We start from the raw sequence: 21,057 nt of genomic DNA, 5'->3' as shown, positions 1-21,057 counted from the left end.
TGTCGAGCCTCAGAGATTATGTGTCCGGAGAACCTTCTCCGCGATCGCCTCGGCGGTGATGCCGAAGTGCTTGTAAAGGTCCTTGTAGGGCGCGCTGGCGCCAAACCCATGCATGCCGACGAAAATTCCGTCCGGCCCGATGACCGAATCCCAGCCGAAGCGCACGGCCGCCTCCACCGCAACCTTGACCGGCGCATCGCCGATGATCTGGGCGCGGACTTTTTCGGGCTGGGCCAGGAACAGGTCGAGCGAGGGTACGGACACAACGCGAACGGCGAAGCTTTGTTCATCCAGAAGCTTCTGAGCCGCGAGCGCGATCTCCACCTCGGAACCCGATGCGAAGAGGGTGGCGCGGGCCTTGCCGTTGGCGGGCGAGAGCTCGTAGGCGCCTGTGGCCGAGAGGTTGCCCTGGCCGGATTCCTTGCGGACCTGCGGCAGGTTCTGGCGGGTCAGTGCAAGGGTGCTCGGGCCGTTCGTGCGCTCGAGCGCCATCTGCCAGCACTCGGCGGTCTCGACTGCATCGGCGGGGCGGAACACGCGCATCTTCGGCATGGAGCGCAGGGCCGCCAGATGCTCCACCGGCTGGTGGGTCGGGCCGTCCTCGCCCAGCCCGATCGAGTCGTGGGTCATCACGTAGACGGCCGGAATGCCGGCCAGCGCCGCGATGCGCATGGCGGGACGGGCATAGTCGGTGAAGACCAGGAAGGTCGCGCCGGCCGGCACGTAGCCGCCGTGGAGCGCGATGCCGTTCATGGCCGCAGCCATGCCGTGTTCGCGGATGCCGTAATGGATGTAGCGGCCGGCGTAGTTGCCCGGCGAGATGGCGTTGAGGTTCTTGGTCTTGGTGTTGTTGGACGGCGTGAGATCCGCCGAGCCCAGCACCAGCTCCGGCACGGCCTCGGTGATGACCTCCAGGGCGATCTCGCTGGCCTTGCGGGTGGCGACGTTCTGCGGCTCGGCCACCAGCCGGTCCTTCAGCTTGGCAACCGCATCGGACAGGCCTTCAGGGCGCACGCCCTTGACGCGGCGCTCGAACTCGGCGCGCCTGTCGGCGGGCAGAGCCTTCAGGCGGTCGCTCCAGGCCTTGCGCTGGCGGCTGCCCTTCTTGCCGGCTTTCGCCCAGGCGCTGCGGATGTTCTCCGGTATCTCGAAAGGCGCGTGGCTCCAGCCGAGCGCCGCCTTGGCGCCGGCCAGCTCCTCGGCACCGAGGGGCTCGCCATGGGCCTTGGAGGTGCCGGCCTTCTTCGGGGCGCCGTAGCCGATGACGGTCTTGCAGGCGATGAGCGTCGGGCGGTCCGACTTCTGGGCGCGGGAAATGGCGCGCTGGATCGCCTTCTCGTCATGGCCGTCCACGCGCACGGCGTTCCAGCCGCAGGCCTGGAAGCGCTTCACCTGATCGACGGAGTCGGAGAGCGACAGGGGACCGTCGATGGAGATCTCGTTGTCGTCCCAAAGGACGATCATGCGGTTCAGCTTCAGGTGGCCGGCGAGCGCGATAGCCTCTTGGCTGATGCCCTCCATCAGGTCGCCGTCGGAGGCGAGCACGTAGGTGAAGTGGTCGACGAGGTTGTCCCCGTACTCGGCGTTCAGCATGCGCTCGGCGAGGGCGAAGCCCACCGCCGTGGCGATGCCCTGGCCGAGGGGCCCGGTGGTGGTCTCGACGCCAGGGGTCATGAAGTTCTCAGGATGGCCCGGGGTCTTGGAGTCGAGCTTGCGGAAGTTCTTCAGCTCCTCGACCGTCATGCCCTTTACGCCTGTGAGGTGCAGCAGGGAATAGAGCAGCATCGAGCCGTGGCCGGCCGACAGGATGAACCGGTCGCGGTCGGGCCAGGTCGGGTCGGCGGCATCGTATTTCAGGAACTTGGTGAACAGCACCGTGGCGATATCGGCGGCCCCCATGGGCAGGCCGGGATGGCCGGATTTGGCTTGTTCGACGGCGTCCATGGCGAGGACGCGCACGGCGTTCGCCAGATCGGAATGGGTGACGCGATCGGCGGAGACGGTATTGAGCACGGCGTGATCCACAGTCTTGAGGGCCCCGCAACGGGGCGGTCTGTCTGGAAAAGGCGTGGGCTCCTTATCACGCGGCTAAGGCGAGTCAAAGGCTCGAAGGGGTGTAATCCCCTTCCGGACCGCTGCTCCTTACTCGAATGGGCACATCGTCCTTCGCGGAATACCGGGTCCACTTTTCCGCACGATGCGCTAGTCTCATGCCCGATTCACGGAGGCATGATGGCGCCCACTCTCGACGAAGCGATGAAGCGGCTGGACATGGCTCTGGGCCTCCTCGAGGCATCGGTTTCCCGCCGCCTGGAGGCAGACCGCCGCCGCGGCGGCCTGGAGACCGAACTCCAGCTGATGCAGGACGACCGGGCCCGCCTGGCAGTGGAACTCGACGGGGCCCTCACCCGCCTGCACCGCTTCGAGGCCGCCACGGACGATGTGAGCCGGCGGGTCCGCCAGGCCATCGGGGCCGTGGAGACCGTTCTGGCCCAGGCCGGGCAATTCGAACCCGAGGAAGGCTGAAGGCATGTCCCAGGTGACGGTGACCATTGCCGGCAAGACCTACCGGATCGCCTGCGCCGAGGGCGAGGAGCGACACCTCGAGGGGCTGGCGGCCTCTTACAGCTCCAGAATCGAGGAGATGCGCGCCACCTTCGGCCAGGTCGACGACCTTCGCCTCCATGTCATGGCGGCCATTGCCCAGGCGGACGAGCTGCACGAAATGAAACGGCGGGTCGCCGCGCTTGCCGAGGAGGTGGCTATGCTCAACAGCGTCAACGTCTCACGGGACGAGCGCCTCGAACGGATCGAGGCAAGGCTCGCCGAAGGCCTGCAGAAGGCAGCCGAGCGGATCGAGGATATAGCCCGCAGCCTGAACGGGGCAGGACAGGTTGAGGCGGGTCCCAGGTGATCCTGTTGCGATTTCGCAGGTGTTCTGCTCTCATTGAGGGATGAAGCCTCTCTCGGACATTCACCTTGCCAAGCGGGTCGAGGAGGCCTGCCTGAACGGCTGGCCGGCCCTGCGCGAAGTGGTGTACGACGGCTGGCTGATCCGGCTGGCGAACGGGCACACGCGGCGGACGAACTCCGTGAACCTGCTCTCACCTGGAGCTTTGCCGCTCGACCACAAGATCCGCTACTGCGAGACCGTCTACACCGCCCAGGGGCAGCCGACGATCTTCTGTATTCCCTCCACGGCCGATCCTGCCTTGAGCCTGGCTCTTGATGCCAGGGGCTACGGTCCGCCGGAGGATGAAAGCTGCGTTCTGTTCAAGGACTTCGCCGGAACCCCGCTCGAGCCAGCCGGTGACGTCGTTCTGGAGGAGGGATTCCCCGGGAAGGCCTGGCTGGACGCCCTTGCTCTGCTCCACGAGCAGAGCGAGACCGTACGGGACAATCACGCCAGGATCCTCAGCAGCCTGTCCATCCCTGCGGCCTTCACGGCCGTTCGGCGCGACGATGGGCGTCTCGGCACTCTTGCCTATGGGGCGTTCCACGACGGGCTCGTCTGCGTGAACTCGGTCGTGACCGATCCTGCCCTCAGACGGCAGAGCTTGGCCAGAAAGGCTGTCGCGGCCGTTCTGAACTGGGCGCAGGAGCGCTGCGGCGCTACCGGGGCCTGCCTGGCGGTGGTGGCGGAGAATGCTCCCGCAAGAGCCCTGTATCGGGGCATGGGCTTCGACCGCGAGGTCTACCGCTACCACTACCGCAGGCGGGACGGCTGACGGAAAGATCTCGCCTGCCCGTCACTTTTCCCCTTCCCCCGGCGCGTCTCAATCCCTACATAGGAAAGGCGGGGCTGCGGGGCGCGTTAGGAGTTCATATTCCCCGGGGCCTTATCGATCCCAATGGGAGCTGTCCCTGCCCGGTCCGTGGACCGGAACATACGGCGCCCACCTACTTTGTAGGTTCCCGGGATCGCTTCTCCGACGGCTTTTCGTGGCTCCGCACCTAATGACATCTCTTCCCCCTCCCGAACTGAAAGAGCGGCTTCGCAGTGAGGGGTTCGCCCGTCGCGACGGGCTCGATAAAGAATTTCGCCATGCGGCGGCGCAACGCATCATGGCCCAAGCCCTCGACCTCCCCGATCTTCAAGACGTGACGCCGGTGGGCGGCTATTGGCCGATCCGCACCGAGGTCGACCCGCGTCCGCTCATGGAGGCGCTGCTCGAGCGCGGGCAGGACGTGGCCCTCTCGCAGATTCTTCATCCTCATCTGAGCTGGCGCCTCTGGCAGCCCGGCGACGTGCTGGTCAAGGGCGGGTTCGGCGTGCGCGAGCCCGGGCCTGACGCGCCGGAGGTCTTTCCGAAAGCGCTGCTCGTGCCCCTCGTCGCCTTCGACCGCCGGGGAGGGCGCATCGGCTACGGCAAGGGGCATTTCGACCGGGCCATCGCGGCGCTGGAAGAGCAGCATCCCACCTTGACCATCGGCCTGGCTTATGCGGTTCAGGAGATCGACGAGGTTCCAGTCGAACCCCACGACCGGCTTCTCGACGTCATCATCACCGAGGCCGAACTCATTCGGACCAAATCCGCGTAGGGACTTGATCATGCGTCTTCTCTTCCTCGGCGACATCGTCGGGCGGCCCGGCCGCAATGCGGTGATCGAGCGCCTGCCGGGCCTTCGCGACCGCTGGCAGCTCGACTGCGTGGTCATCAACGGCGAGAACTCCGCCGGGGGGTTCGGCATCAACGAGGCGATCTGCGACGAAATCCTGAATGCCGGCGCCGATGCGATCACGCTGGGCAACCATTCCTGGGACCAGCGCGAGACGCTCGTCTTCATCGAACGCCAGCCCCGGCTCCTGCGGCCTGTGAACTACCCGTCAGGCACGCCGGGACGCGGCGCCAACCTCATCGACACCCGCTCCGGCCACCGGGTTCTCGTGGTCAACGTCATGGGCCGCCTCTACATGGACCCGCTGGACGATCCGTTCGCGGCGGTCGAGCGGGAGCTCGAAACCTGCCCCATGGGTCAGGTGGCCGATGCGGTCATCGTCGACGTGCATGCGGAGGCGACGAGCGAGAAGGAGGCCATGGGCCACTACTTCGACGGGCGGGCGAGCCTGGTGGTGGGCACCCATACCCATGTGCCCACGGCCGATCACCGGGTCCTGCCCGGCGGCACGGCCTACATGTCGGACGCGGGCATGTGCGGCGACTACGATTCCGTGCTCGGCATGCAGAAGGAGGAATCGATTCGCCGCTTCCTCCAGAAGACTCCAGGCCCCCGCATGGAGCCGGCCCTCGGGGAGGGGACGCTCTCCGGCATTGCCGTCGAGACGGACGATCGCACCGGTTTGGCCAAGCGCGTGGCGGCTGTCCGCCTCGGACCGAACCTGGAAGAGACCTGGCCGCGCTTCTGGGATTGAGCGCGGGATTTCCCTCTCCCCTATGCGGGAGAAGGTGGCGAACGAAAGTGAGCCGGGAGAGGGGAAGTCATCAAACGAACGCGGCCCCTCTCCCAACCTGCTGCGCAGGTCACCCTCTCCCGCATAGGGGAGAGGGCGCAGGTCCCTTGGCGTGGAGCGTTGCCGTTCCCATCTCTCCTGCCACGGAGGTGATCGGTGGACGCAGACACGAAGACGACCAGGACCGGCAGGATCAACGTCTATCGGCAGACGAGCGAGTTTCACCAGGCGCACGAGCACCTGAGCGCGTCGGCCGTCCTGCGGGCCGTGATCGACGAGGCCAAAGGCGAGACGATCTCGATCGGTGAGATCATCGAGGCCTTCGGCGAGCGCGCCTTCGGCTTCGTGCTGATCCTGTTCTCCCTGCCGAACTGCGTCCCCAACGTCCCTGGCATCGCCGGCATCGTCGGCACCCCCGTGCTCATCTTCGGCATCCAGATGATGCTGGGCCACAAGCGCCCCTGGCTGCCGGGCTTCATCCTGCGGCAGACGGTGTCCGTCGCGAAATTCAAGCGCCTCATCGACATCGCGGAGCCCAGGCTCCAGAAGCTCGAAAGCTTCTGCAAGCCCCGATTGCTCCAGCTCTTCGGCCCCCTGGGCGACCGGCTGGTGGGGCTCTTCGCCTTTCTGGTGGCCGTGTCGGTCCTGATCCCGTTCCCGGGCACCAACTTCCCGCCCTCCATCGCCCTCGTCATCGCATCCATCGCCGTGATGGAGGAGGACGGCTATCTGTTGCTCGCCGGTTATCTCATCGGCCTGGCGGGTCTGGCCTATACGGTGACGATCCTGGGGGCCTCCTACCACCTTATCCTGGCCGCCATCCATAACCTGCCGGGCTGGCTCGGGTTCTAGTTTTCGGGAGCCGAGCAAGAGGGCTTTGCCTCAAGCCCTTCGCCGCCTTATAAGCCTGCCATCGTCAACTTCTCCGGCCTGACGGGCGCTTCCCAGGGAAGCGGCTCTCGGCCGAACATCCGGAGGCCCCGATGGCCGGGCATTCACAGTTCAAGAATATCATGCACCGCAAGGGCAAGGTGGACGCGGTGCGGTCCAAGGTGTTTTCCAAGCTCGCCCGCGAAATCACCGTGGCGGCCAAGATGGGCATGCCCGATCCCGCCATGAACCCGCGCCTGCGCGCCGCGATCCTGGCCGCCCGCGCCGAGAACATGCCCAAGGACAACATCCAGCGCGCCATCAACAAGGCTTCCGGCGGCGACGCGGAGAACTACGACGAGATCCGCTACGAGGGCTACGGCCCCGGGGGTGCTGCCATCATCGTCGAGGCCATGACCGACAACCGCAACCGCACGGCCTCCGATATCCGCTCCTACTTCACCAAGAGCGGCGGCAACCTGGCCGAGACCGGCGCGGTCTCCTTCATGTTCGACCGGGTCGGCTACATCGAGTTCGGCCCCGAGGTGGCGGATGCCGACGCCATGCTGGAAGCCGCCATCGACGCGGGCGCCGACGACGTGGCCTCGAGCGAGAACGGCCACGAGGTCTATTGCGACCAGGGCACCCTCAACGAGGTGACCAAGGCACTCGAGGACAAGTTCGGCGAGCCCAAGGCGTCCAAGCTGGTCTGGAAGCCCCAGACCCCGGTTGCCGTGGACGACGAGACCGGCGAGAAGCTGATGAAGCTCATGGAGTCCCTGGAGGAGCACGACGACGTTCAGAACGTCTACGGCAACTTCGAGCTGTCCGATGCCCTGATGCAGAAGATGGCGGGGTAAATCTTAACCCTCTCCCCGTAGCGGGAGAGGGTGGCGAACGAATGTGAGCCGGGAGAGGGGAGTAGCGGGCATTCAATACTGCCCCTCTCCCGACCCTCGCAAATGCGAGGGCCACCCTCTCCCGCTACGGGGAGAGGGTTTATTCTGTGACTGAGCGCGTCCGCATCCTCGGCCTCGATCCCGGCCTGCGCAACACGGGTTGGGGCGTCATCACCGTCGAGGGGACGAAGCTTTCCTTTGTGGCCTGCGGGGTCGTGACCTCGGATGGCGACCTCGAACTGGCGCTGCGCCTCAAGCAGCTCCACGACCGGCTGACGGACGTGATCCGGACCTGGACCCCCGACGAGGTCTCCGTCGAGGAGACCTTCGTCAACAAGGACGCCCAGGCGACCCTCAAGCTCGGCCAGGCCCGCGCCATGTCCCTGCTGGTCCCGGCCCTCCATGGGCTGCCGGTGGCGGAATACGGCGCCAACCAGGTGAAGAAGACCGTGGTGGGCGTCGGTCATGCCGATAAGAACCAGGTCCAGGCCATGATCAAGATCCTCCTGCCCAAGGCCGACTTCAAGAAGGCCGACGCCGCCGACGCGCTTGCCATCGCCATTGCCCATGCCCACCAGCGCAAGGCCCGCGCTTTGGCGGCGAGCTATTAATTTGATACAGAAGCACAAGCGCTATTCTGGACAGCGTGAGCCGATCCGGGATTGCCCAGACAAGTAGAGCGCATGTTTCCCTCCCCCTTGTGGGGAGGGCCAGGGTGGGGGTGCCTGCGCCGGATTGAACCAGCGCAGCGCCGGCACCCCCACCTCCAACTCCTCCCCACAAGGGGGAGGAGGGTTATCGGGAGCAAGGACTGACGTGATCGGCAAACTCAAAGGCACGGTGGATTCCTACGGCGAGGATTTCGTGATCCTCGACGTGCACGGGGTCGGCTACGTGGTCCACTGCTCCTCCCGCACCCTCCAGAACCTGCCGCCCACCGGCGAGGCGGCTACTCTGTCCATCGAGACCCACGTGCGCGAGGACATGATCCGCCTCTTCGGTTTCCGGTCGGACTCGGAGCGCGAGTGGTTCCGCCTGCTCCAGTCGGTCCAGGGCGTGGGATCCAAGGTGGCGCTGGGCATCCTCTCCGTGCTCGACCCCGGCAGCCTCGCCACGGCGATCGCCACCGGCGACAAGGCGTCCGTGGCCCGCGGTCCCGGCGTCGGCCCCAAGCTCGCCCAACGCATCGTTTCAGAGCTTAAAGACAAGGCCCCGGCCTTCGCCGCCGTCGACCCGGCCCTCATCCGCCTCACCGGCGCGGTGGAGGACAGGAGCGCGCCGGCCCCGGTGACGGACGCCATCTCGGCCCTGGTCAATCTCGGCTATCCGCAGATCCAGGCCTCCGCAGCGGTGGCCGCCGCCATGAAGCAGGCGGGTGATGAGGCCGAGGCGAAGACTCTGATCCGGTTGGGGCTGCGGGAACTGGCGCGGTGAGGGCATGGTGCACTGGCTCATTTTTGCGATCTTGGGACCCTTGATAGGTTTCGCAACGGCTCTGGGAGCCGTCATTGGCCTGAGTGAAATGCCTTATCCAAGTGACTTGATATTGACGGCGCTGCCAGGATTGCCACTGGCCTACCTCTATGGGGTCATACCTGCACTGATGGCCGCATTTGCCGTCCGACAACTCCAGGTCAGGCAAACTTCTCATGAATGGCTTTGGGTGATGCTGATCGGCATGGGAGTTGGAAGCTTCTTTGCCCTGTCTTTGGCTCTGATCTTGGGAGGAAGTCTTTACAGCCTCGGTGGCGAGGCGATCACCGTCTATGTCCTTACGTGTCTCGTCCCGACCCTGGTTTGCTGGTGGTCCAGCAAAAGGCTTGCTCGACCGAGAGCCACTGTGGGGCAGAAGTCCCGAATGTTCCTGTTTTGATCTTGTTAAAGATGGCGTATGACACGCAAAACGCCTATATGAGGCCTTTGGAAGGTAAGCCTCTTTGACCGATTCCCGCCGCCTGATCAGCCCCGAAAAGCGCGAGGACGATGTCGATGCATCGATCCGGCCGCTGTCGCTCGACGATTTCACGGGCCAGAAGGCCGCGCGGGCCAACCTCCAGATCTTCATCAATGCCGCCAAGGCGCGCGGCGATGCTCTCGACCACGTGCTCTTCGTCGGCCCTCCGGGCCTCGGCAAGACCACGCTGGCCCAGATCGTCGCCCGCGAACTCGGGGTCAATTTCCGCTCGACCTCCGGCCCGGTGATCGCCAAGGCGGGCGATCTCGCGGCGCAGCTCACCAACCTCGAAGAGCGCGACGTGCTCTTCATCGACGAGATCCACCGCCTCAATCCGGCCGTGGAGGAAATCCTCTATCCGGCCATGGAGGATTACCAGCTCGACCTGATCATCGGCGAGGGCCCGGCGGCCCGCTCGGTGAAGATCGAGCTGCCGAAATTCACCCTGGTCGGCGCCACCACCCGGGCGGGCCTGCTCACCACGCCGTTGCGCGACCGCTTCGGCATCCCGATCCGGCTCGAGTTCTACACTGTGGACGAGCTCGAGCTGATCGTGCGTCGCGGCGCCCGGGTGTTGGGCTTAGGCATGAGCGAGGAGGGCGCCAACGAGATCGCCCGCCGCTCCCGCGGCACGCCGCGCATCGCCGGCCGCCTCCTGCGCCGGGTGAGGGATTTCGCCATTGTGGAGGGCGTGCAGACCGTCTCCCGCGACCTTGCGGACAAGTCCCTGCGCCTCCTCGACGTGGACCCCATCGGCCTCGACCTCATGGACCGCAAGTACCTGACCATGATCGCGGGCTCCTTCGGCGGCGGCCCCGTGGGCATCGAGACGATTGCCGCAGCGCTCTCCGAGCCGCGCGACGCCATCGAGGACATCATCGAGCCGTATCTCATCCAGAAGGGCTTCGTGCAGCGCACCCCGCGCGGCCGCATCCTCACCCCCCACGCCTTCAAGCACCTCGGCATCCCCGAGCCGACCCGCGAGACCGCGGCACAGTTCGGGCTGTTCGGCGGGGATGCGGATGAGTGAGCGGCGCGATCAGGGAGGTGTGGTCGGCTCCCACCTCTCCGGCTTCATGCAGGACGGCGCTCATATCCTGCCCATCCGCGTCTATTACGAAGATACGGATTTCTCAGCCCGCGTGTATCACGCCAGCTATCTCCGCTTCATGGAGCGCGGGCGCACGGAGCTGCTGCGGGCGGTCGAGGTGGCGCAGTCGGAACTTCACGCGAGCATGGACGGCCTCGCCTTCGTGGTTCGCAAAATGAATATCGATTTTCTCGGCGGCGCCGTCATGGACGACGTGCTCACCATCGTGACCCGCCCCAAGGAGATGCGCGGCGCCTCGATGACGCTGGCCCAGGAGGTCCGGCGCGGCGACGAGGTGCTGGTGACGGCCGACGTCATGGTCGCGGCCGTCAGGGGAGGGCGGGCCGTGCGGATACCGGACGAGCTGCGGGCGGCGCTGACGACGCCCTAGGCCTGCGACGGCCCGTCGAGCACAGGCGTACCCGTCCTGAACCAAGCTTTCATGATCTTTTCGCCTTCGACCTCGTAGATCCCGATCACATCCACGCGACCGGGGCCGTTCGGAAAGGTGCGGGTCACGACCTCCCTGTCGACCACCAGATTGCCGACATTCGTGCGGCTGATGAGCTGCGCGAAGAGGTTTGGCTCCTGAAAGCGGGCCACATGGCGCTCGCGGATCTGCCCCGCGCCCTGAGCCAGGAGCTCCGACGGAAAGGCGAAGAATTGCGCGTCCTCGGCCCAGAAGCTCATGAAGGCATCGATGTCCTTCGCGTTGTAGGCCTCAAGCTGCCTGCGCACGACCTCGGTTGGATCAATCTGATATCCCACCATGGCAACCTTCACTTCGTCTCATGATCGCTGGAGGATAGTATTACGGCAGAGCTTCGCCGCAAGGCAAATGGCCATGGTGGATCTCAATCGATGCTCCCTATCGGCAGAGACGCCACGAGCACTGCCTGGGCCGCATACCGGCCAGAATTCTACATCAATTTCAGATAATTCCGCCTTGCGGCAGCCGCACTTAAACCAGACCTTAACCTTACTCTGTGCCTAACAGGTAACGGTCCGGGACGATCTGAGGCTCATCGGTCGGCTGCCCTTATTTTCGACAGATTCGGGGGCGAACCAGCTGTGATACAGAAACAAGTTTTCCTAGACCAATCTGCCGCGGGCCTCGAGGCGACTCAAGGCTGCTCGAAGAGCGAGGACGAGAGATTATGAATCCGGCTGATGTGGCCCAGGCCGCCCCTGTGGCCCACGACCTGTCCTTCTTTGGCCTGTTCTGGCAGGCCCATTTCATCGTCAAGCTCGTGATGATCGGCCTGCTCGCGGCCTCGGTCTGGTGCTGGGCCATCATCGTCGACAAGACCCTGCTCTACAGCCGCACCAAGCGCGCCATGGACCGGTTCGAGGACGTATTCTGGTCCGGCCAGTCCCTTGAGGAGCTCTACCGCAACCTCCAGAGCCGTCCGGCCACGGGCCTGGCTGCCGTCTTCGTCGCTGCCATGCGGGAGTGGAAGCGCGCCTTCGAGGGCTCGGGCCGCTCGTTCCAGACCCTGCCGCAGCGCATCGACAAGGTGCTCGACGTGACCATCCAGCGCGAGGTGGAGCGGCTCAACGCCCGCCTGACGGTGCTCGCCTCCATCGGCTCGGCCGGGCCTTATATCGGTCTCTTCGGCACGGTGGTGGGCATCATGAATTCCTTCACGTCGATCGCCGCCTCCAAGAACACGAGCCTTGCGGTCGTTGCCCCCGGCATCGCCGAGGCGCTGTTTGCCACGGCCATCGGCCTCTTCGCGGCCATTCCGGCGGTGCTGGCCTACAACAAGCTCAACTCGGAAGTGGGCAAGCTCCAGTCGCGGCTGGAGGGCTTCGCCGACGAGTTCTCGGCCATCCTGTCCCGTCAGGTGGATGAGCGCATCGGTCATGCGGGCCGCTCTCCCGCCAATGCGGCTTAAGGGAGATCTGGCATGGCCATGATGGCAGGATCGGCAGGAGGCGGACGCCGCCGCAGGCGCTCCCGGCAGGCGGGCGTGATCAACGAGATCAACATGACGCCGTTCATCGACGTCATGCTCGTGCTGCTCATCATCTTCATGGTGGCGGCACCCATGATGACCGCCGGCGTGCCGCTTGATCTGCCGCAGACCAAGGCGGCACCGCTCAATTCCGATTCGACGCCGGTGACCTTGTCGATCAAGGCCAACGGCCAGGTCTTCCTCGGCGAGGCGGAACTGACGGACGAAGCCATCGTCGGCAAGCTCGCGGAAGTGTCGAAGGCTGGCTTCGACGAGCGGGTCTTCGTGCGCGGCGACAAGAAGGTCGATTACGGACGCGTCGCCCAGGTGATGTCGATCGTGACCACGGCCGGCTACAAGCGCGTCGCCCTCGTGACTGAGATCGACCAGCGCTGAGCCGATTGAGAGCAAGGGGCAAACACACGTGGCGTTGAAGCTGAAATTCAGCACTTCTGAGCCGGGCTTCTGGGTCTCGGGCGTCGCGCATGCGGCGCTGCTGACGGCTGCCATGATCGGCCTGTCTTCGGTGGCCGAATTTCCCGAAGCGCAGGAAGGCATCCCGGTCGAGGTCATCACCGATGCCCAGCTCTCCCAGATCACAAAGGGCGAGACCAACGCCAAGGCGCCGCAGCCCAAGCCCCGGGCCGAGCGCGTGGCTGACAAGACCGAGTTGAAGGATCCCGGCGAGGACAAGCGCGATGCGCCGGCCCCGCCGAAGCGCCCGGCCGAAATGAAGGTTGCCGACAAGGAAGAGCCGGTGGCCGCCCAGCCTCCGCCGCCCGCGCCGCCGACCCGCTCGCAGGAAGACAAGGCCGCCGAGGCCAAGGCCGCGGAGGAAAAGCAGCTGCGGGAGAAGGCCGAAGCCGAGGCCATCGAGAAGGCCAAGGCCGCAGAGCTGGCCAAGGTCGAGGCTGAGGCCAAGGCAAAAGCGCAGGCGGAGGCGAAAGCCAAGGCCGAGGCCGAGGCCAAGAAGGTCGCCGAAGCCAAAGCGAAGGCCGAGGCCGACGCGAAGGCAAAGGCTGAAGCCGAGGCGAAGAAGCTCGCAGAAGCCAAGGCCAAGGAAGAGGCCGAAGCCAAGGCGCGCAAGGAAGCCCAGGTCGCCAAGAAGCTCGACATGGGCGACCTCAAGCAGTTCCTCGACAGCAAGGACAGGAGCCAGTCCACTGGCGCGACCGGCGCGGAGGTCCAGAAGACCGCCTCCCTCGGCACCGCGACGGGATCGGCAGCCAAGCTCAGTCCGAGCCTGCGCGACGCCCTCATCGGCATTCTCGTATCGCAGATCGAGCGCTGCTACAGCGCACCGATCGCCGCGTCCGGCGGGCAGGTAACGGCGCCGGTTCTCGACATCCGCCTGAACCAGGACGGCTCGCTCAGCACCGACCCGCGGGTCCTTCAGGCCGGAAGCTCGTCGACGGATCGCGCGGTGGCGGATGCGGCCGTCAGGGCCATCCGCAAGTGCCGCCAGTTCGAGATTCCGGCGAAATTCGTTCCGTATTACGCGGACTGGAAGATCCTGAACGTCCAGTTCGATCCTCCTCTCTCTTAAAGCCGTTCAAGCTTGAGACAGCATCCCATGATCACTCGTTTCATATCCCGTCTTCTCGTCGCGCTGGCTGTCGTCCTGCCGATGGTGGCGCTTGTTCCCTCAGCCCAGGCACAGCTCTCGTTCCGGGTCGGCCCCGGCGGGCAGTTCCAGCCCATGCCGATTGCCGTCGCCGATTTCTCCGGCGAGGGCGACATGGGGCAGCGCGTGTCCGGCATCATCAGCAACAACCTGCAGCGCTCGGGCTATTTCGCGCCGCTGGACAAATCGCGCTTTCCCGAGCGCCCGTCCTTCGACGCCGCGCCGCGCTTCGATGCCTGGAAGTCGGCGGGCGCCCAGGCGCTCGTGACCGGCCGCATTTCGCGCGATCCCTCGGGGCGCCTGCGCGCCGAGTTCCGCCTGTGGGACATCGAGACGGGCCAGCAACTCACCGGTCAGCAATACGTGACGGATGCCAACTTCTGGCGCCGGGTCGGCCACATCATTTCGGACGCGGTCTACACCAAGATCACGGGCTTCGGCGGCTTCTTCGACACGCGCATGGTGTTCGTCGATGAGTCGGGCCCGAAGGAGAACCGCCGCAAGCGCCTCGCCATCATGGACCAGGACGGTGCGAACGTGCGCTACCTGACCCAAGGCGATACCTCCGTCGTGGCCCCACGCTATTCGCCGGCCACGCAGGACATCACCTACATGTCCCAGGTCGAAGGCCAGCAGCCGCGCGTTCAGGTGATCAACCTGGAGACCGGCTCGCGCCAGGTGCTCGGCAACTTCCCCGACATGGCATCCTCGCCGCGCTTCGGCCCCGAAGGAAGTCGCATCGTCATGAGCCTGCAGCAGGGCGGCAATGCCAACATCTTCATGATGAACCTGGGCTCCCAGGCCACAACGCGTCTGACCTCGACGCCCGCCATCGACACCTCGCCGTCCTTCTCGCCGGACGGGAAGCAGATCGTGTTCGAGAGCGACCGGGGCGGCAAGCAACAGATCTACGTGATGAACGTGGACGGCTCTGACCAGCGCCGCATCTCCTTCGGCGACGGCTCCTACTCGCAGCCGGCCTGGTCGCCGCGGGGCGACTACATCGCCTTCACCAAGCAGCGCGCCGGCGGTTTTGCCATCGGCATCATGAAGCCGGACGGCTCGGGCGAGCGGATCCTCACGGAAGGCTTCCACAACGAGAGCCCGACTTGGGCGCCCAACGGCCAGTACATCCTGTTCTTCCGCGATCCCGGCGGACAGGCCGGCGGCAAGCTCTACATGGTCGACATCACCGGCCGCGTGGAGCAGCCCGTCCCGACCCCGTCCTTCGCGTCCGACCCGACCTGGTCGCCGCTGCTGAGCGAGAGCCGGTAAAACTCAACCTGCCCTCCTCTCCCTTGTGGGGAGGAGTTGGAGGTGGGGTGTAAGCGATCACCTCAGAAGGTCTGGCGCCGGCACCCCCACCCCGGTCGCTGCCGCGACCACCCCTCCCCACAAGGGGGAGGGAAATTGCGCTCTATCCTGCAAGCGAACTTTCCGTCCTAGGCCCGCAGCGTACCAGCACTGCCTGTGGAACTGTCCTTCCAACGCCGGAGCTTGAAGGCGAGCACCAGAAGGCCGATGCCGAAAACGAGCGCATAGGCGCCGAGCCACCAGGTCAGCACTACGGCGCCGATGAGCGGCGCGATCAGGAGCGCGATGCCGAACAGAACCGACACGATGCCGCTGAAGATCAGCCAGCCGCGGCCGTATTCGGGATTGAGCTTGAAGGCGGCCACGACCATCAATACGCCGGTGATCAGCGACCAAACCGCCACCAGGGTGACGAAGAACAGCACCGTCAGCCCCGGCATGATGAAGGCGATGATGCCGACCAGGATGTTGAGGATGCCCTCCAGGATCAGCAGGCCCCAGCGCTGGTTGTTGGATGCGGCCCTGATTCCCGAGACGATGCCGAACACGCCGTCGACCAGCATGTAGGCCGAGAAGAACAGCACGAAGGACAGGATCGTCGCGCCCGGTGACAGGAAGGCGATGAGCGCGAAGATGATCGCGAACACGCCGCGCAGGGCCACGGCCCACCAGTTCTGCGCCAGAAGCGAACTCATGGAGTGGATGCGGTCGACGGAATGAGTAGAACCGGGGGTGCCTGATGCCATGGGAGTCTCCTCGCCAGTCGGGATGCGTCTGCCCTGCGTCAGGTCAACGCCAAGCTTGACCACCGGTTTCCTTTTATTCCCCTGGGGAGGCCTCATTCTCCCGGGCCCTGGCAAGTCTTCGCCGCAGCGCAAGCTTGCGGCGTCTCAGGCGCACCCGCCGCTTGAGGCGGAAGGCGCGGATGAGGAGCGCGAGGCCGAACCAGACAAGAGCGATGACCACCGGCGAGATGATGACGACCGGAAAGAACGTAATCAGCGCGGCGAGGGCCAGAAACACGGAGCCGATGATGGCGATGCTGCGGGCTTCCGTGGCCGTGAGCGAGCGCGATCCGGACCCAACCGCCTTGCTCACGGCACTGGAGAGTGCCAGGGCGCCGGCAGCGAGCCTGCGCACGCCGCCTTTGGTGTAGCGGTGGCCGCGGCGGGACCGCATGTTCCTGGCCTGCCGGCGACGGGACTGCCAGCCGGGGACGATCTCCGTCGCGTTGGCGAGATCCTCCAGATACATGGCCTCCATGGCCTCGGCGAAGCCCGTATCCTCGACCACCACGTCGAGCTCCCAGTTGGTGGCCCAACTCGCCAGATTCAGGTTGGTGGAGCCCACCCGCGCCCAGCGCCCGTCCGCCACGGCGGTCTTGGCGTGGAGCATGGTGCCGTTCCATTCGAAGACGCGGACACCGGCCTCGATCAGGGAGCGGTAGCCCGCCCGCACCACCGGCTGCAGCGCCGGAACGTCGCTCGATCCGGGCACGAGGATGCGCACGTCGACGCCATCGCGCGCGGCCTCGCCGAGGGCCTGCACGTAGGAGGTCGTGGCGACGAAGTAGGCATCGGTGAGCCAGAGATTGCGCTGCGCGGTGGCCGCGATGAACTGGTCGACCCGGTAGGTGCGGAACATGCCGGGCTCGCCGCTGATCAGCCGGGCCGCGACGGAGCCTGCCGGTGGAATCAGGTCCGCATGGGGCAGCTCGGATTTCGGAATCGCCTGCATGCCGGCAAGCGACCAGCTCTCGGCGAAAGCGGCATCGAGATCGGCGACGAGCGGGCCCTGCACGGAGATCCCCGTGTCGCGCCAGGGCTCATGGCCGTTCTTGCCGACCCAGTTGTCCGAAATGCACAGGCCCGACACGAAGCCGATGCGCCCATCGACCGTGATCAGCTTGCGGTGGTCGCGGCGGATCCAGAGCGGGTCCGTCAGCCGGGGCGGGTTGAACACCTTGGCCTGCACCCCGGCCTCGCGCATGCGCCGCCAGTAAGAGGGCAGGGCGCGAGCGGAGGAGCCAAGCCAGTCGTAGAGCACCCTGACCCGCACGCCGGCAAGCGCCCGCTCCATCAGGGCATCGGCGAATTCGCGGCCGGTCTCGTCATCGGCGACGATGAAGTTCTCGAAATGGATGGCCGTCCGGGCCGAGCGGATCGCCTCGAGCCAGGCCGGATAGTTCTCCCGCGAGTCTCTGAGCAGCGCCACTGCATTGCCGTGCCGCAGGTCGCTGTCGGCGATGCGCGCGAAAGCCCGCTCCAGACGCAGGTCGTCGAGAGCCTTGCGGTAGGGCTGTCCAAGGGTGCCGGGTGGGGTCGTCACGATATTCATGACCTCTCAACGCGTGAGATAGGCAATCGGCAGCAGCCTAGCTTCATTCAGGCTCCCTAACGGAACATGCCGCCGGCGCATGCCACCTATCATTTACGCCTCGTTAACCCTAACCCCAACTTCCACAACTTGGCCATAATTCCCATTGATCCGGAGCCTCTCCTCAAGGTTGACGGAACCCTCCCTTAACCATCCCCCCGATATGAAAGACACAACGTTCGGCAAACGTATGTGTAAGGAGTATTGCCAATGATGACGTTGCGCGCCGTCAAGTTCGCCGCTGCACTCGTCCTCGCCCTCGGGGCGGCGGCGTGTTCGTCCAACAAAGATGAGATGGCTGGCGGAGCCGGCGGTTTCGGAGCCGGTGGCGCCGCCACCCCTGGCAGCGCCCAGGATTTCGTTGTCAACGTGGGCGACCGCGTGTTCTTCGAGACCGATTCGACCGATCTGACCCCCACCGCCGTGGCAACCCTCGACAAGCAGGCCCAATGGCTGCAGCGCTACCCGCAATACGCCTTCATCCTCGAAGGCCATGCGGACGAGCGCGGCACCCGCGAGTACAACTTCTCGCTCTCCGCCCGCCGTTCCCAGGTCGTCCGCGACTACCTGATCTCCCGCGGCATTCCGGGCAACCGCTTCAGGACCGTGTCCTACGGCAAGGAGCGCCCGGTGGCGGTCTGCAACGACATCTCCTGCTGGTCGCAGAACCGGCGCGCGGTGACGGTGCTCGGCAACGGCGCCGGGGCATAAAGCCCCAGCGCTTCAAGCCCTCGTGAAATCGCAGAGCGCCGCCACAATCTCGCCGTGGCGGCGCTTTTGTGTTATCGGCCCCTCCGTCCTGGATCCTTACGGTATTCCCAGCATGTTCCGACGCCTGTTTGTCTTTTTCGCCTTTGCCTTGGCCTTGGCCGCCACTTCGGTTCTCCCTGCCGCCGCGCAAGACGCCGCGGATGCGATCGTGCGCCTGAACCGGCTCGAGAGCCAGTTCCGTCAGCTGTCCGGTCAGATGGAGCAGCTCCAGTACGAGAACCGACAGCTCAAGGAGCAGCTGCGCAAGTTCCAGGAGGATGTGGAGTTCCGGTTCCAGGAGAGCCGTGGCGGCGGTTCCAGGCCCGCTCCTGCACCCTCCACAGCAACTCCTTCGCGTCCAGCCCCGCCCCCGGCGCAGCCGGCGCCGGCCCAGCCGCAGCGCCGGAGCGACGTGTTCGACCCATCGGCAGCGCCCGATGCACCCGGCGCGCCCCGTCCGCTCGGCTCGGCCCCGCCATCGGCGCCTCTCGCGCAAGCCGATGCCGGCCGTCCGATGCCGCTCCCGCGCGGTCAGCTTGCCGGGATCGGGGAGCTGATCGAGCAGGATGACGCCGAGGGCGCACCGCTCGACCAGCATGCCGACGACCAGCTGGCCCTGCCCCAGGGCGCCATCACCGAGCGCGCCAACCCCAGCGTGGCGGCGACGAGCGTGGGCAATCCCCGTGGGGATTTCGATACGGCCTACGCGTCCTTCACCCAGAAGCAATACGACCAGGCCGAGATGGGCTTTCGCCGCTTCCTGCAGTCCAACCCTCGCGACCGCCTCGTGCCGGAAGCCACGTTCTGGCTGGGCGAGACCTATCTCATGCGCAACCGGTATCGCGAGGCCGCGGAGCATTTCCTGAACGTTTCGGCCGAGCATCCGGACACCCCGAAGGCCCCCGATGCCCTGCTGCGGCTCGGCATCTCCCTGAACGGGCTTGGCGCCAAGGATCGCGCCTGCGCGGTCTTCTCCGAACTCGACCGCAAGTACCCGCAGGCCTCCGCTCCCGTCCGCCAGGCCTCGGAGCGCGAGCAGAAGCGGATCAAGTGCAGCTGATCCGCTGACACTTCGTGAGGCCTGTCCCGTGGCCCCGGTTTCGCCCCCCGATGATCCGCTCTCGGATGAAGGGCTCGAGCGTCTTTTTTCTTCTCTGAACCAAGGCTCAGGCGTCCTGGCAGCCGTATCAGGCGGGCCGGATTCGATGGCTCTCATGCAGAGCCTCGCCCGCTGGGCTTCCAGCGGCCGAAATCCTCCCATTCTCGTTGCGACCGTGGATCACGGCCTGCGGCCCGAGGCTGCCGATGAGGCCGCTTTCGTGGCGCGCGAAGCCGCCGCCTTGGGACTGCCGCACAAGACCCTGCTCTGGACCGGCGACAAGCCCGGGGCCGGGATCCAGGAGGCGGCCCGGAAGGCGCGCTACCGCCTTCTCGTCGCGCATGCCCGTCAGCAGGGAGCCTCCCACCTCGTCACCGCCCATACCCTGGACGATCAGGCCGAGACGGTGATGATGCGGCTCTCGCGCGGCTCGGGCCTGTCGGGGCTTGCCGGCATGCGGCGGGAGGCGGAACGGCTGGGCATCCGCCACGTGCGGCCGCTCCTCGGCATTCCGAAATCACTTCTGCTCGATCGGTGCCGGCAGCAAGGCTGGCGCTTCGTCACCGATCCGTCGAATGCGGACGAGCGCTATGCCCGGGTCCGCTGGCGCAGGCTCATGCCCCTGCTGGCCGAGGAGGGGCTCACCGCCGAGCGCCTGGCCCGCCTGGCGGAGAGGGCTGCCCAGGCGGATGAGGCGCTCGATCTCAAGGCGCGGGAGGCCTTCGTCCGCGGCGAACCGCTTCTCGAAGCCGGGACCCTGTCGTTCCAGGCAAGAGCCCTTGTGGACGAGCCCTTCGAAATTGCCGTTCGGGTGCTGGAGCTGGCTTTGACGGAGGCCGGCATGGATCTGGAAAACAGCCGTCTTCACCGGCTCGAGGCCTGCACGGAGCGCCTGCGGCAGGCCGCGGGAGCGGGAGAGGCGCTGAGTCTCACCATCGCGGGTGCCCACCTGCGTCTGACGCAGGCTGGACGGGTGTCCGTCGGGCCGGAACCGCCACGTCATCGGGGCCGTTAGCCGAATCTCCTGACTCAGGCTATCGGATGATGCCGCATGCATGCCGCATTCCCTTGGCAAGGCGGGACGGTGTGCCTACATTGAGTTTAGCCGCGCGGGGAGACCTCCTCGTGCTTTTCTCCCTCTGGGGCAGAACCTGATCAGATGAATTCAAATTTCCGCAACTTCGCCCTATGGGTGGTGATCTTCCTCCTTGTGCTGGCGCTCGTGACCCTGTTCCAGAGCCCCGGTCAGCGGGGCGGCGGCAGCGACATCGCCTATAGCCAGCTTCTCAGCGAGGCCGATGCCGGCCGCATCACCAGCGTGGTCATCTCCGGCCCCGAGATCAGCGGCACCTATACGGATGGCCGTACCTTCACGACCTACGCGCCGAGCGACCCGATGCTGGTCACGAAGCTGCAGCAGAAGGGCGTCTCGATCACGGCCCGTCCGCAGTCGGATTCGACCCCCTGGTTCATCGCGGTGCTCATGAACATCCTGCCCATCGCGCTCTTCATCGGCGCCTGGGTGTTCCTGTCGCGCCAGATGCAGAGCGGCGCAGGCCGGGCCATGGGCTTCGGCAAGTCCAAGGCGAAGCTGTTGACTGAGGCCCATGGCCGGGTGACGTTTGACGACGTTGCGGGCATTGACGAGGCCAAGGAGGATCTGCAGGAGGTGGTGGAGTTTCTGCGCGATCCGCAGAAGTTCCAGCGCCT

The 21,057-nt window shown here is 65.8% G+C and carries 24 protein-coding genes and 1 other RNA gene; 21 read left to right on the top strand and 4 right to left on the bottom strand.

The genetic code is table 11. The features are described from left to right. Positions 1-9: 9 nt before the first annotated feature. Positions 10-1,944, bottom strand: coding sequence for a transketolase (gene tkt / locus AC0QTX_RS24170; protein ID WP_474606366.1), 1,935 nt, complete (start codon positions 1,942-1,944; stop codon positions 10-12). Between the two features lie 285 nt (positions 1,945-2,229). Between tkt and AC0QTX_RS24165 the strand changes: the two genes are divergently transcribed. The 13 genes from AC0QTX_RS24165 to ybgC all read left to right on the top strand — a co-directional run bounded on the left by AC0QTX_RS24165 (position 2,230) and on the right by ybgC (position 10,617). After that, positions 2,230-2,526: a DUF4164 domain-containing protein gene (locus AC0QTX_RS24165; protein ID WP_474606356.1), complete on the top strand. Its 297-nt coding sequence runs from the start codon at positions 2,230-2,232 to the stop codon at positions 2,524-2,526. Positions 2,527-2,530: 4 nt separating this feature from the next. Then, positions 2,531-2,914 (top strand): cell division protein ZapA, encoded by a 384-nt coding sequence (locus AC0QTX_RS24160; RefSeq protein WP_474606355.1) that lies wholly within the window; start codon positions 2,531-2,533, stop codon positions 2,912-2,914. A gap of 40 nt (positions 2,915-2,954) precedes the next feature. Further along, complete coding sequence (locus AC0QTX_RS24155) at positions 2,955-3,728, top strand: GNAT family N-acetyltransferase (RefSeq protein ID WP_474606354.1); 774 nt, start codon at positions 2,955-2,957, stop codon at positions 3,726-3,728. A 68-nt stretch (positions 3,729-3,796) separates the two neighbouring features. Next, positions 3,797-3,953, top strand: a non-coding RNA gene (ssrS, locus tag AC0QTX_RS24150) — 6S RNA. Between the two features lie 4 nt (positions 3,954-3,957). Further along, entirely contained in the window at positions 3,958-4,542 is a 585-nt protein-coding gene (locus AC0QTX_RS24145; RefSeq protein ID WP_474606353.1) for a 5-formyltetrahydrofolate cyclo-ligase, read from the top strand. Positions 4,543-4,552: 10 nt separating this feature from the next. Beyond that, positions 4,553-5,374 carry a TIGR00282 family metallophosphoesterase gene (locus tag AC0QTX_RS24140; RefSeq protein WP_474606352.1) on the top strand — a complete coding sequence of 274 codons (822 nt, stop codon included), beginning with the start codon at positions 4,553-4,555 and terminating at the stop codon, positions 5,372-5,374. Between the two features lie 195 nt (positions 5,375-5,569). Then, positions 5,570-6,265: an exopolysaccharide biosynthesis protein gene (locus AC0QTX_RS24135; protein ID WP_474606351.1), complete on the top strand. Its 696-nt coding sequence runs from the start codon at positions 5,570-5,572 to the stop codon at positions 6,263-6,265. A gap of 131 nt (positions 6,266-6,396) precedes the next feature. Beyond that, positions 6,397-7,143, top strand: a complete 747-nt coding sequence (locus AC0QTX_RS24130) for a YebC/PmpR family DNA-binding transcriptional regulator (RefSeq protein WP_474606350.1) — start codon at positions 6,397-6,399, stop codon at positions 7,141-7,143. A 146-nt stretch (positions 7,144-7,289) separates the two neighbouring features. After that, positions 7,290-7,793 (top strand): crossover junction endodeoxyribonuclease RuvC, encoded by a 504-nt coding sequence (ruvC, locus tag AC0QTX_RS24125; RefSeq protein ID WP_474606349.1) that lies wholly within the window; start codon positions 7,290-7,292, stop codon positions 7,791-7,793. Positions 7,794-7,998: 205 nt separating this feature from the next. Then, positions 7,999-8,616: a Holliday junction branch migration protein RuvA gene (gene ruvA / locus AC0QTX_RS24120; RefSeq protein WP_474606348.1), complete on the top strand. Its 618-nt coding sequence runs from the start codon at positions 7,999-8,001 to the stop codon at positions 8,614-8,616. Between the two features lie 4 nt (positions 8,617-8,620). Continuing rightward, entirely contained in the window at positions 8,621-9,055 is a 435-nt protein-coding gene (locus AC0QTX_RS24115) for a hypothetical protein (protein ID WP_474606347.1), read from the top strand. Between the two features lie 64 nt (positions 9,056-9,119). Then, complete coding sequence (ruvB, locus tag AC0QTX_RS24110) at positions 9,120-10,166, top strand: Holliday junction branch migration DNA helicase RuvB (protein ID WP_474606346.1); 1,047 nt, start codon at positions 9,120-9,122, stop codon at positions 10,164-10,166. A gap of 46 nt (positions 10,167-10,212) precedes the next feature. Next, positions 10,213-10,617 (top strand): tol-pal system-associated acyl-CoA thioesterase, encoded by a 405-nt coding sequence (ybgC, locus tag AC0QTX_RS24105; RefSeq protein WP_474606365.1) that lies wholly within the window; start codon positions 10,213-10,215, stop codon positions 10,615-10,617. Here ybgC and AC0QTX_RS24100 read toward each other — a convergent pair. Continuing rightward, positions 10,614-10,997 carry a nuclear transport factor 2 family protein gene (locus tag AC0QTX_RS24100; protein ID WP_474606345.1) on the bottom strand — a complete coding sequence of 128 codons (384 nt, stop codon included), beginning with the start codon at positions 10,995-10,997 and terminating at the stop codon, positions 10,614-10,616. The two genes, ybgC and AC0QTX_RS24100, sit on opposite strands and share 4 nt — an antisense overlap. Before the next feature lie 386 nt (positions 10,998-11,383). Between AC0QTX_RS24100 and tolQ the strand changes: the two genes are divergently transcribed. From tolQ to tolB, 4 genes are read left to right on the top strand one after another with little or no spacing between them, the layout of a single operon-like run. Beyond that, entirely contained in the window at positions 11,384-12,124 is a 741-nt protein-coding gene (gene tolQ, locus AC0QTX_RS24095) for a protein TolQ (RefSeq protein WP_474606344.1), read from the top strand. A 12-nt stretch (positions 12,125-12,136) separates the two neighbouring features. Beyond that, positions 12,137-12,580, top strand: a complete 444-nt coding sequence (locus AC0QTX_RS24090; RefSeq protein ID WP_036348222.1) for an ExbD/TolR family protein — start codon at positions 12,137-12,139, stop codon at positions 12,578-12,580. A gap of 28 nt (positions 12,581-12,608) precedes the next feature. Continuing rightward, complete coding sequence (gene tolA / locus AC0QTX_RS24085; RefSeq protein WP_474606343.1) at positions 12,609-13,730, top strand: cell envelope integrity protein TolA; 1,122 nt, start codon at positions 12,609-12,611, stop codon at positions 13,728-13,730. Between the two features lie 27 nt (positions 13,731-13,757). Further along, positions 13,758-15,083 (top strand): Tol-Pal system beta propeller repeat protein TolB, encoded by a 1,326-nt coding sequence (gene tolB / locus AC0QTX_RS24080; RefSeq protein WP_474606342.1) that lies wholly within the window; start codon positions 13,758-13,760, stop codon positions 15,081-15,083. A 167-nt stretch (positions 15,084-15,250) separates the two neighbouring features. Here the strand turns inward: tolB and AC0QTX_RS24075 are convergent, their stop codons facing one another. Continuing rightward, complete coding sequence (locus AC0QTX_RS24075; protein ID WP_474606341.1) at positions 15,251-15,868, bottom strand: HdeD family acid-resistance protein; 618 nt, start codon at positions 15,866-15,868, stop codon at positions 15,251-15,253. Positions 15,869-15,941: 73 nt separating this feature from the next. Continuing rightward, entirely contained in the window at positions 15,942-17,459 is a 1,518-nt protein-coding gene (locus tag AC0QTX_RS24070; RefSeq protein WP_474606340.1) for a phospholipase D-like domain-containing protein, read from the bottom strand. A 249-nt stretch (positions 17,460-17,708) separates the two neighbouring features. Here AC0QTX_RS24070 and pal point away from each other — a divergent pair, with 249 nt between their 5' ends. The 4 genes from pal to AC0QTX_RS24050 all read left to right on the top strand — a co-directional run. Then, positions 17,709-18,209 (top strand): peptidoglycan-associated lipoprotein Pal, encoded by a 501-nt coding sequence (pal, locus tag AC0QTX_RS24065; protein ID WP_474606339.1) that lies wholly within the window; start codon positions 17,709-17,711, stop codon positions 18,207-18,209. A gap of 112 nt (positions 18,210-18,321) precedes the next feature. After that, complete coding sequence (gene ybgF / locus AC0QTX_RS24060) at positions 18,322-19,308, top strand: tol-pal system protein YbgF (protein WP_474606338.1); 987 nt, start codon at positions 18,322-18,324, stop codon at positions 19,306-19,308. Between the two features lie 28 nt (positions 19,309-19,336). Beyond that, positions 19,337-20,362, top strand: a complete 1,026-nt coding sequence (tilS, locus tag AC0QTX_RS24055) for a tRNA lysidine(34) synthetase TilS (protein ID WP_474606337.1) — start codon at positions 19,337-19,339, stop codon at positions 20,360-20,362. A 144-nt stretch (positions 20,363-20,506) separates the two neighbouring features. Continuing rightward, positions 20,507-21,057, top strand: a 551-nt coding sequence (locus AC0QTX_RS24050) for an ATP-dependent metallopeptidase FtsH/Yme1/Tma family protein (protein WP_474606336.1), incomplete at its 3' end; no start/stop codon positions are given.

The organism is Microvirga sp. jy35, assembly GCF_056148915.1.
This window is presented reverse-complemented; position numbering and strand designations above follow the sequence as displayed.